The organism is Pseudoalteromonas sp. Z1A2 (assembly GCF_011378755.1).
In the GTDB taxonomy this organism is placed as follows: Bacteria; Pseudomonadota; Gammaproteobacteria; order Enterobacterales; family Alteromonadaceae; genus Pseudoalteromonas; species Pseudoalteromonas distincta.
In genome coordinates this window covers 1-10556 of sequence record NZ_WTKX01000050.1, presented here as the reverse complement: position 1 = coordinate 10556, position 10556 = coordinate 1, and the positions used below count along the sequence as shown (strand labels likewise).

Sequence of the window (10556 nt, the reverse complement as noted above, 5' to 3'; positions counted from 1 at the left end):
ATGGCAAGGATGGCTTAAGTTACAAGCCATCCTGGAAGGCTACGATTTAGCAAAATCTCTTGAGTCAGACTTGTGATCAAGAGACAGCTTAATGCGCCTTTTTAATATGTGCGCTCACTTAAGTCATAAGCAAAGTAGCCATAGGCAATAACTAACATCAAACCTAAAAATGATATGTGCATTATACGAGCTAAAATTAAGTCTATAGGCCGCGCGTGTCGCAAAATCGCTTCATCATTAACTATCGTAGCTTTTACTGGCTTTTGCCGTCTAATAACTTTGCCATACATGCTTACTCTTATGCCTATTCCTTTGTCCCAAAGCGGCTCATGTACCCCTTCTTCGCGCAATTTTCTCTCAATGTGTTTCATTGTAATGCGAGTGAAGCATAAGGTTGAAATAAGATAGCTCATTATTATTGGTAAAGAGATAAATAAAAATATTTTTTCAGGCATTACATACATAATTTAAAACCAGTCAATGCTTGAGCTTAAATCATATAATTCGCCAGAAATAAACTTACCAACTTCATCACCCGCTTTACCGACCATTAATCCAGCCCCGAGGCCGGCTCCAATTAAGATAACCCAACCAACTGGCCCCATGGCAATTGCTATACCTACACCAGCTGTAACTGTTGCACTTCCGGCGCCAATGCCTGCGGCTGTCCCTAAACCAAGCCCTGTTGTTTCAACAATGGCACGTCGCTGCCAATCTTTACCTGCTTTGTAATCTTTATAAACGCTATCAGCCCTAAGACCAGCATCAACAGCAATGATAAACTTTCCTGCAAAATTAGAATTTTGTTCTAGTCTACGTAAGTGCTGTATGTAAGCTAAAGAAGTTAATTTGAGGGGAGTAGAAGTTCTTGCGCTTCTTGCTGTATCAATGCCTCGCTGTGCACTAGACCATATATTACCTTTCGCAGATGCTTTCACCTTGCCTTTGAATTTGACCATTTCCCTTTTAAATACAGTATTAAGCTCTAGGTGAGCTTGCTTAGCTCTGTTACCTAGCTTGATTAGTTCTAACTTAGGTTGCTTGTTTTGCGATGCTTTTCTTATTTCAATCAAGCTAGTTTGGTATTTTAGAATTGCTTTTCCAAATGAGCTCAATCTTACTTGGCTTGACTCTAGGGAAGTAAATGCCGCACCAGTAGCGGCAATAGCGTCAAAATTTCTACCTAAAAATTTTAGTTCTGTCAGTTTTCTCACTTTGTCCACGTATGGGGAGATTTCTGCGTCATATAGTGCGGCAATAGCCAAGGCATCTTCATCACCGAAGCTGTTTACTATAGTACTGACATTTCTTTTTGTATGCTGAGGCCAAGACACAGTACTGTCAAGTGCGCAAGCTATGTCAGGACGAGAACGCCTAAAGTCACTCATATCCCCAGACTGTGGAGATCTTAAAATAAAGGGAGTTCCTTGAGGTATAAAATTACCTATAATATGAGGGTTATCTTCTCTAAATCGCTTTAGTTGCTCTAAATCACTAGTGTTAAATGGTAGGCTTGCTCTGCTTTTTGTATTAAAGCATAAATCAAATGAGACATGATATTTCCTTGTATCTAAAATTAATCCATCAGATATCAAAAAATAACACACTTGAAATGTTGAAATCAAGAATACAGCGTGTTCATGCGATTTTCGTAATGATTGAACTATATGAGAAATAGTATTAATACAAGGCAATATCCAGAGGATTATCGTTGAATAAAACAAGGTTCATTTTATTTAGATCACTAATCCCTACTTAATAAGCGCTAAATACGCTAAAATTACAGGCTACTTTTTTAGCAATGAGCCCGTAATATTCATGACCTCAGCAACAAGCCCTAGTACTTTTAACGATCTTGGCCTTATTCCAGAGCTACAAGCTCGTTTAACCGATTTGGAATATACCCAGCCTACACCTATTCAAGCTAAGGCCATTCCAAGTGTACTTGCAGGTAGCGATTTAATTGCGGGGGCAAATACCGGCTCAGGTAAAACTGCGACGTTTGCGCTGCCTATGCTACAAAAGATGTTCGTTGAGCAAGGTAGTAGAAAACCAGCGAGTAAAGGTAATTTTGTAACGGGGCTTATTTTAGTACCTACCCGTGAGCTTGCTACGCAGGTGGCCGATAGCGTTAAATCGTATTCTGCTAACTTTAATGGCGCAATTAAAACGGTGGCCGTGTTTGGTGGTGTGTCGGTTAATACACAAATGCAGGCACTGCGCGGCGGCGCCGATATTATTGTGGCAACACCTGGTCGCTTGCTTGATTTAATCTCAAGCAATGCGATTAAGCTCGATAAAGTAACTACGCTTGTGCTTGATGAAGCCGACCGTATGCTAAGCCTTGGCTTTACCGAAGAGCTGGCTGACCTTTTAGCGTTAATGCCTGCTAAAAAACAAACCATGTTGTTTTCAGCGACCTTCCCAGAGCAAGTCACACAATTAACGCAAGAACTACTAAATAACCCAGTTGAAATACAAGTACAAAACAAAGACGAAAGCACCTTAGTACAGCGCGTATTTACAGTTAATAAAGGCGAAAAAACTACGGTTTTAGCGCATTTAATTAAAGCGCATAAATGGCGCCAAGCACTTATTTTTGTAAACGCTAAAAAAGACTGTGAGCATTTAGCCAGTAAACTTGAAAAACGCGGTGTGAATGCACAAGTGTTCCATGGCGATAAAGGCCAAAGTGAGCGTACTCGTGTAATTGAAAAATTTAAAGCCGGCGAAATAGAGGTGCTTATCGCAACCGATATTGCTGCACGTGGTTTAGATATTGAAAAGCTGCCAGTGGTAATAAACTTTAATCTACCACGAAGTCCTTCTGATTATATGCACCGTATTGGTCGAAGCGGCCGTGCTGGTGAAGTAGGCTTAGCGCTTTCATTGGTTGATTACGAAGATTTGCATCACTTTAAAATAATCGAGAAGAAAAACAAACTACGCCTAGAGCGTGAAGAAGTAACCGGTTTTGCTGTAAACCAAGCTAATCTTGATGCTGCACAGGCGCTTAAAAATGAAAAGCCAATGGCAAAACCAGAAGGCACAGGCAAGAAAAAGAAAAAAAATAAAGCCGATGATATAGATGATGTATGGAGTGGCTGGCGCCGTAAGTAACAATAGAGCTAAATAAATAGCTGTAAAAAACTCGTAATTAGTAGACCTAATTACGGGTTTTTTGTTTTGTGGCTTTAACTTAAAGCGTTAGTTTTAAATTAATGGTCGTGATCTTCATCTTCTATTTCTTGTGCAATCCCTAACCAGGTAATGCTTGCAGGTGGAAAAGTTAACTCTAGCTCACTTTCAATTTCTAAGTCTTCAAGGTGTACTTGCACAACGTGCTGAGCAATCGGGTCGGCAACGTAAGCAAACTGACCATTTTGCGCAACTGTCATGCTAAAGTTCATGCCCTCAGGCATGGTCGATACATCTTGCTCGGTAATATCAACTTGGCCTTCAAGCTCCCAATGCATTTCGCCATCATGGTCGTGTGCGCTAAATACATTTAAAAAGCCTAAGCTGTCTAATATTAAAAAGTCCTCGCCATGGGCAGAAAAAGAGTACGACACGGCACTTGCGCCATCAGCTAGTTGCCATTCTAGTTCTTCCATTTGTGCTGTTGCAGGGTTAATAGTTACAATTACTGCTTCGCCGCCACCATGGCCAGATGCTACGCCAATAAAGGTCTCGCTATCTTCGTGGCCATAAATACTACCAATACGTAAATCGCCAACGGCTGCAATGTTCGCTATTTTTTCAGCTTCGTATTCATCATCGTGCTGGTGGGCTAATAACACACCATCGCTACAGCCAAATACTACGTAGTCGTGGTTTTGTGCCGCACCGTGTAAATCAGGACACGTCAGCTCTAAGGTTTGTTCAAGCTCGTATTCACCATCATGAAAATGATAAACACCTACTTGGTCTGGCAGTACTTTAGCAACCGATGTGCTTTCGCTGTCATCACGGCGAAGTGTTGATAATAAATGCTCACCGCGTGGCTCTGCTACGCCGTGCATATTAATATCGTAGCTAATACTCGGTAGTGTTGCTGTTGCGCTGGTTATGTCGTTATCTGTTAATACTTCAACAGAGGCAACCGTACCTGAGTCTGCATCACCATCATAAAAAACAGCTAATTGCCCGTCGTGAGTTATTAAGTGTGTAGGGCGACTGCCACTTGTTAACTCATAGCTGCTAGCCGCTGGGCTTTGCTCGTAATCGTGCAGGTGCTCGCCATGGTCTTCACGCCATAAACCACCATCAATAAAGCCTAAGTAATCTTGAGCGCGGCTAGCAATAACGGCATAACGAAAATCAGGTGATGACGACAGCGTGTTTGAATCATTCGTCAGGGTAAATGTTTCAAGTAAAGCGTTGTCATCTAGGTCATAAAAGCTGGCTTCGTTGCTGTTGCCTGCAAGCACAGCTAATCTGCCTAATGAATCAATTGTGTAGCCATCATCATGGTCGTGATCATCGTCATGATCGTGCTCGTCCTCTACAACAATAGGATCTTTTTCTACAATATTAGTCTCTGCATCGCCACAGGCTGTAATAAATGTAGTGCTAATAGCCAGTGCAATAAGCTTTAATTTGTATAGTTTTTTCATGTTTATTTCCTTTAATTATAATTTTTTAATGCTTAAAAATAACCGCGAATGCCTAGCGCAAAGCTACGCCCTGGACGTGGTGCTATATCTTTTACAAACGAGCTGTGCACGCGTGCTTCTGTATCTGTTAAGTTGGTGCCTCGCAGGTACACAGACATATCTTGGTTTAATACTGAAAGGTCGTAAGAGATGCTTGCATCAACCAATGTGTAACCGCCTGTGGCTGTTTCTTGTGGGGCTGTGCGGTCTTGCTTTTGATAGCGAGTAACGTGAATATGCGCACTTAATTTATCTGTTTGATAGCTTAACTCGCTACCAAAACGAAGCGGTGGTGTACGGGGTAAATCGCCGCCGTCTTTAAGGCGTGCACGCACGTAATCAGAGAATAAATCTACTTTAAATTCATCGGTTAATTGCCACGCAATTTGCGCTTCAAACCCGTGTAAAATTACGTCGCCTGTTTTAAATAAATAAACCGGCAGTTCTGATGAATGGTCGTGTTCGTCAGCGCCTTCTTCTTCATCGCTATGGTCGTGGCCACTTTCAGCGAATAAACCAGTGTCTATTTGGTAATAGTAGTTATCTACTTGGTTGTAGAAGGCATTTAAAATAAAGCCAATATCACCTTGGGTTTTACGAAAAGTTAAATCGATATTATTGGCTGTTTCTAGGTCAATTGCTTGATCAGATAAACCTAAATGACCGTCTTCACCTAAATTAAATAGTGCGCCTACTTCGTAAGTGCCAGTGCCAATGTGCGGCCCAAACGATAACAACTCAGAAGCAGAAGGCGCACGTTCAGATCGCGATACCGACAGCCCTAAATTATAGTTAGGTGTAAAATCCCACACTACGCCTGCCGATAAACTGATTGGTGTAAATTCATGCTCTACGTCAAATACACGAGTGGTTTCTGCGCTTTCTTCGTGGTCGTGATCATGCTCGTCGGCTTCTTCTACTTCATCGTGTGCGTGAGCGTCAATATTTGGCAGTAATACGTCACCTGCTTCAATTGTTACACGCTCTATGCGCCCACCTAACTGTACTAAAAAATCACCAAAGTGCCTTTCTTCCATCAGCGCTACAGCAAAGCTTTCGGTTTCTGATGGAGGAGTAAAGGCCTCTTCACCTTGCGCTTCAACATCGCTTTGTTTGTAATGAAAACTAATGCCGCCATTCCACTCGCTAAATTGGTTATGTAGTAGGTCTATACGTAATTCGTTTGTTTCGTTTTTAAAAGTAGTGCCTACTGCCCCACCCTCAATTTCAGCGTGTTCGTAGTCAGTGTGGCCAACACGCAGGTTTACTTTGTTTAGCCATTTATTATCTAGGTTGTACTCACCTAATAATTGCACTTTAGTTTGCTCTAAATCAGCAAATACGCTTTCTTCTTCGTCGCTGTGTTCTTCCTCTTCTTCCTCGCCGTGCGTATGGCCTGGAATACCGTATTGACGATTAAATTGCTCTACTGCTAAGCCAATAAAGCCGTTATCCATTAAATAGCTAGCGCCAACAGTAAAACCATCAGACTCTTCATTACTGTTTTCAACTTTGTAATCGCCACGATGCTCTTCGCCGTCGCTATCTATATCAGCAGCTACAGGTACCTCGTAGTCGTCGGCTTCACGCCAAAACGCATCGGCATAAAAAGCAAATGAATCGGTACCTGTGGTGGCATTAAAAGAGGCCACTTTTTGGTTATCAACCGAGTTATGTTCTACGTTCCACTCGCCGCGTGTTGTGCTATCAGTTGGTACGCGGTTATCTACCACATTAACCACACCGCCAATCGCGCCGCTGCCATAAAACAATGTTGCTGGGCCGCGTAATACTTCAATTTGTTGTGCGGTAGACGCCTCTGATGCAACAGAGTGATCGGGGCCAACGCGCGACACATCACTTACATCAAGGCCATTTTGAGTAATAAGTACACGAGGGCCGCTTAAACCACGAATAATAGGTGTGCTGGCTACCTTCCCGTGAAAGTTAGTATTAACGCCTGGAAGTTTTTCAAGGCTGTCGCCAAGGGTTGCAGCTTGTTGTCGTCTTAGTTGTTCGCCAGATAAAACACTAACAGGCGACGCAGATTCCATTGCCGACATATGAATAGGGGTTGCTTCAATATCAATAACTTCAATAGGCGAGCGCTTTAAATTAAAAGTAACCGATTGGTTATCATCATTCGTTATTGTTATATCGCGATGAAGGTGAGCATAACCAGGGGCTACAACATGTAGCTCTTTTAAGCCATTGTTTAGCTCTGCTATTACAAATTTACCGTTTTCATCGGTGGTTACTTTAAGGTCTGAGCCTTCAACTTTTACTGTTGCATTGGTAACTACTTTACCTTTGTTGTTTAAAACAACGCCCTCTATTGTGGATGCAAGCACACTTGCAGGTAATAAAGCTGCTATGAGAACAGCTAATTGTGATCTACGTTTCATTTGACTACCTTGGTGGATGTTATATTATATCAATTATGTGGGAAATGTTATAATGTATCAATAGTAATTAACTGTTGTTACTAAAATGTCTCCTTAAAAGTAACGCTTTTGAGTAGAGGCACTAATTTAGTAGAGGAAATAATGAAGTCGAGTCAAAGTGTTATGGATCGTATGGCGATTGGGTTATCGTTAATGTGTACAGTGCATTGTTTTGTAACCCCGGTTATTTTAGCGCTATTGCCAAGCTTTGCTGTACTGCAAATAGATAGTGAACAATTTCATTTATGGATTCTTGCAGCGGTATTACCCACCAGTTTATTAGCATTGAGCCTAGGCTGTAAAAAGCATAAGCGTAAGCGTTACATGGCCTGCGGCGTTATTGGGCTGTCTTTTATGATATGTGCGGTATTGCTAGGGCATGAAATAGCCGAAAAAGCGCTAACCTTAATAGGCTCAGCGTTTATTGCTGTAGCTCATTGGTTTAATTATCAACAATGCCTTAAACAAAATGAGGATAATTGCCCGTGTTCAAGCGCTGAATCTGATCAGATAGCTTAGCGTTTTCAGTGCTACAAACAGCTAACATGTAGCACTGCCTTTCAATATTTAACTTTGTTTTTTAATAGCCTAAAGCTAAAAGTGAGTTAAAGTAGTCATTCAATATCGATTATTACGCTTGGCTTAGGTTAATTAATATAAATGAATACTGCTTTAAAATCCCTGCTGCTACTTTGCGCTTTAGTGTGTTTAAAATTAAGCGCAAATACTCCGTACCAAATCCCTAGAAGTAGTGTTATTGAGTTAACTGAGCCTGCTACTAAACGGGTATACCCTGTTTTTATTCAGCTCCCTAAGTCATATAAAAAGCAGCCTGAAAAAATATATCCGGTTATTTATTTAACCGATGCACCGTATATGTTTCCTATTGTGGCGGGTGCTACACGGTTTCCTATGAATAGCGGCAATATGCAGGAGGCTATTATTGTGGCCATTAGCTACGAAAAAGGATCTAGAGGGTCTAATAGTCGAATTAGAGACTACACCCCAAATAAGGCTCAAAGCTGGAAAAAGCAAACCGGTAACGCTCAAAATCATGCGCTGTTTTTAAAAAATACTGTGCTGCCATTTATACAAAGTAACTACCGAGCAAGTAGCACACAAAAAACCTATATAGGTAATTCTTTAGGCGGGTTATTTGGTGCCACTATTTTATTTACGATGCCCGATTTATTTAACAATTATATTATTGGCAGCCCATCGGTTTGGTTTAACAGCAATGCAGTATTAGCGCTACAAGCACATAAGCCTAAAGTGCCTATAAAGGTTTATATATCGGTAGGGGCAAAGGAAACGCTAAGCTTTGGTGAAGGGCAAAATATGGTGGAAGGGGCAAAGCAATTAACGCAAAAAATTAATGCACTTAGCAGTGACAATATTGAACTAAAAAGCGTTGTTATTGAAGGGGCGAGCCATGCAACCGCATTTCCTACTACAGCAATACAAGGGCTTGATTGGGTGTTGGGAATGACACCAATCGACTTAAATATTTAATCATTCTAGCGTGCTAAATAGAGCGCTAACAGCGTTATAAATTTCTCATGTAGAACAGCTACATGTCGATATTTATGCCTTGTTATCACACTATTTATCTGTCGCTATAAATGCCTAATAACTTAACACGATTGGTGTAGCCAATAAGCCCTAAAAGGCATTAAAAGCTTAGGCGCTTTCAAGTTCCTTTTTCCAGCTTACCAGCACTTCAATAAACTCAGGGCCTATACCACAGCAGCCACCAATAATGCTTGCGCCCTGGCTGTGCCATTTTTTAGCAAAGTCTAGATATTCTGAAGGTGAAATATCGCGATACGCTTGCGATCCTTCGTTGGCTTTGTAATCGCGTGCTATAGGTGTAAAGCCATTAGCAAACGCCCCTAAAACAACACTTTTATTTTGCTTGGCTAATACTGCGTTGGTATCGCTAAAGGCTTGCTCTATAACTTCAGGTATTGAACAGTTAAAGAAAATACCAGCAACATTTTGTTCTAGCAAAGCCGTTACTGCGTCACTTACCAGCTCACCAGAGCGAAGTGTCGCTTGCTCGCTTATCGCATCAGTTAAAGTAAATGCGTAATAACATGGCTTGTTTGAGCCTTTAAGGACGCTTGCCATAACGTGCGCTTCTTCAATACTCGATATAGTTTCGCCAATCCATAAATCTACGTGCTCGTCTTGCGCCTTGTATAGCGTATCTAAAATAGTAAATGCGCGTTCGCTTTCAAATAGTTCAGGGCGGTAAGAGCCAAACGCTGGTGGTAATGAACCTGCTACTAATACATTTTGTTTAGCATTTTGAGCTACTTCTTTTGCAATAACGGCAGCTTGCTGTGCAAGGGCTGCGCCTTGAGCTTGATATAGCTCTTCACCTAAATGAAAGGGCACACAGGCGTAGCTGTTAGCTGTAATTATTTCAGCACCGGCATCTATAAAACCTTGGTGTGCTCGGGTTACAAAATGCGGGGCTTCTATTAATGCTTGTGCGCTCCAAAATGGCTGTGAAAACGGTGCGCCAATGCGCTTAAGTTCGCGTCCCATGCCGCCATCTAAAATAGTTACTTTATTCATTGTGGGTTTCTGTATATCTAAACTATATGGCGCTATTCAAACATACTTTTTAAATAATTATAATGAAACTTCATCAGGTTGAGCATGAATAAAGCTAAACCTATTAAATGAGTTATAAAAATGCACAAAAAAAGCGACTACCCAATATGGTGTCGCTTTTTTAGTAAGTCGTATTAGCTTACTTATAAAAGGCTTCAACAGTGCCTTTTCTTGTAAGTAAAAGTGGTTGTCCGCGACGATCAAGGCCTTTTGGAGATGCAAACTTTATCCAACCTTCGCTGATGCAGTATTCTTCAACATCAAAACGCTCTTTGCCGTTGAACGTGATACCAATATCGTGTTCAAAAACTTCTTCCACATGATGTGGGCTACGTGGGTTGATAGAAAGGCGATCTGGTAAAGCAGGTTTTGCGGTAGTGTCGTTCATGGTCATATTCTATATTGAATGAAGTATGCGCTATTGTAGGCAATACAAAGCTTTCGCTCAAGAGAGATAGTAGTAAATGTGTTTAAAAATGTACTAATTAATGAGTTGTGTATACAAATGAGATTGCGCTTGGAAAATATTTACAGAGGAGGTTTTGAAGATATTCGACTAAATAATTATAAAGGTAAATATATTAATGGGTTATCTCTAACCCATTCAATTGTTTAGCAATTAGATGCTAACAATGTTCTCGGCTTGTGGGCCTTTTTGACCTTGAGTAACAGTAAACTGTACACGTTGGCCTTCAGCTAAAGTTTTAAAACCGTCGCCAGAGATTGCGCTGAAATGTGCAAAAACATCTGCGCCAGATTCTTGCTCGATAAAACCAAAACCTTTTGCTTCGTTAAACCATTTTACTGAACCAGTAGTTGTATTAGACATAATATG

10 protein-coding genes are annotated in these 10556 nt (G+C 41.1%); 3 read left to right on the top strand and 7 right to left on the bottom strand.

Going from position 1 to position 10556, the window contains the following annotated elements:
- Window positions 1–101: 101 nt before the first annotated feature.
- Both GQR47_RS19820 and GQR47_RS19815 read right to left on the bottom strand, forming a co-directional pair.
- The gene (locus tag GQR47_RS19820) at window positions 102–455 is read right to left on the bottom strand and encodes a hypothetical protein (protein WP_139015392.1); all 354 of its coding nucleotides are present in this window, start codon (window positions 453–455) and stop codon (window positions 102–104) included.
- Between the two features lie 12 nt (window positions 456–467).
- On the bottom strand, window positions 468–1625 hold the full coding sequence (locus GQR47_RS19815) for a hypothetical protein (RefSeq protein WP_024597290.1): 1158 nt from the start codon (window positions 1623–1625) through the stop codon (window positions 468–470).
- Between the two features lie 193 nt (window positions 1626–1818).
- Here GQR47_RS19815 and GQR47_RS19810 point away from each other — a divergent pair, with 193 nt between their 5' ends.
- On the top strand, window positions 1819–3120 hold the full coding sequence (locus GQR47_RS19810; RefSeq protein ID WP_024597291.1) for a DEAD/DEAH box helicase: 1302 nt from the start codon (window positions 1819–1821) through the stop codon (window positions 3118–3120).
- 98 nt (window positions 3121–3218) lie between these two features.
- Here the strand turns inward: GQR47_RS19810 and GQR47_RS19805 are convergent, their stop codons facing one another.
- Both GQR47_RS19805 and GQR47_RS19800 read right to left on the bottom strand, forming a co-directional pair.
- Entirely contained in the window at window positions 3219–4616 is a 1398-nt protein-coding gene (locus tag GQR47_RS19805) for a hypothetical protein (RefSeq protein WP_024597292.1), read from the bottom strand.
- 32 nt (window positions 4617–4648) lie between these two features.
- Entirely contained in the window at window positions 4649–7060 is a 2412-nt protein-coding gene (locus GQR47_RS19800) for a TonB-dependent receptor (protein ID WP_024597293.1), read from the bottom strand.
- A 141-nt stretch (window positions 7061–7201) separates the two neighbouring features.
- Here GQR47_RS19800 and GQR47_RS19795 point away from each other — a divergent pair, with 141 nt between their 5' ends.
- Both GQR47_RS19795 and GQR47_RS19790 read left to right on the top strand, forming a co-directional pair.
- Window positions 7202–7618: a MerC domain-containing protein gene (locus GQR47_RS19795; RefSeq protein WP_024597294.1), complete on the top strand. Its 417-nt coding sequence runs from the start codon at window positions 7202–7204 to the stop codon at window positions 7616–7618.
- A gap of 141 nt (window positions 7619–7759) precedes the next feature.
- A complete protein-coding gene (locus GQR47_RS19790) occupies window positions 7760–8611 on the top strand; it encodes an alpha/beta hydrolase-fold protein (protein ID WP_165724385.1) in 852 nt (283 codons plus the stop codon).
- A gap of 168 nt (window positions 8612–8779) precedes the next feature.
- Here the strand turns inward: GQR47_RS19790 and GQR47_RS19785 are convergent, their stop codons facing one another.
- The 3 genes from GQR47_RS19785 to GQR47_RS19775 all read right to left on the bottom strand — a co-directional run bounded on the left by GQR47_RS19785 (window position 8780) and on the right by GQR47_RS19775 (window position 10550).
- Window positions 8780–9682: a homocysteine S-methyltransferase family protein gene (locus tag GQR47_RS19785; RefSeq protein ID WP_154903796.1), complete on the bottom strand. Its 903-nt coding sequence runs from the start codon at window positions 9680–9682 to the stop codon at window positions 8780–8782.
- Between the two features lie 178 nt (window positions 9683–9860).
- Window positions 9861–10109, bottom strand: a complete 249-nt coding sequence (locus GQR47_RS19780; RefSeq protein ID WP_002963088.1) for a DUF3297 family protein — start codon at window positions 10107–10109, stop codon at window positions 9861–9863.
- Between the two features lie 231 nt (window positions 10110–10340).
- The gene (locus tag GQR47_RS19775; protein ID WP_007580429.1) at window positions 10341–10550 is read right to left on the bottom strand and encodes a cold-shock protein; all 210 of its coding nucleotides are present in this window, start codon (window positions 10548–10550) and stop codon (window positions 10341–10343) included.
- Between the last annotated feature and the right edge of the window lie 6 nt (window positions 10551–10556).

What these genes read in the sequence shown, in the direction of transcription:
- GQR47_RS19820 (WP_139015392.1), bottom strand. Translation starts at nt 455, where the DNA reads ATGCCTGAAAAAATATTTTTATTTATCTCTTTACCAATAATAATGAGC.
- GQR47_RS19810 (WP_024597291.1), top strand. Translation starts at nt 1,819, where the DNA reads ATGACCTCAGCAACAAGCCCTAGTACTTTTAACGATCTTGGCCTTATT.
- GQR47_RS19805 (WP_024597292.1), bottom strand. Translation starts at nt 4,616, where the DNA reads ATGAAAAAACTATACAAATTAAAGCTTATTGCACTGGCTATTAGCACT.
- GQR47_RS19800 (WP_024597293.1), bottom strand. Translation starts at nt 7,060, where the DNA reads ATGAAACGTAGATCACAATTAGCTGTTCTCATAGCAGCTTTATTACCT.
- GQR47_RS19795 (WP_024597294.1), top strand. Translation starts at nt 7,202, where the DNA reads ATGAAGTCGAGTCAAAGTGTTATGGATCGTATGGCGATTGGGTTATCG.
- GQR47_RS19790 (WP_165724385.1), top strand. Translation starts at nt 7,760, where the DNA reads ATGAATACTGCTTTAAAATCCCTGCTGCTACTTTGCGCTTTAGTGTGT.
- GQR47_RS19785 (WP_154903796.1), bottom strand. Translation starts at nt 9,682, where the DNA reads ATGAATAAAGTAACTATTTTAGATGGCGGCATGGGACGCGAACTTAAG.
- GQR47_RS19780 (WP_002963088.1), bottom strand. Translation starts at nt 10,109, where the DNA reads ATGAACGACACTACCGCAAAACCTGCTTTACCAGATCGCCTTTCTATC.
- GQR47_RS19775 (WP_007580429.1), bottom strand. Translation starts at nt 10,550, where the DNA reads ATGTCTAATACAACTACTGGTTCAGTAAAATGGTTTAACGAAGCAAAA.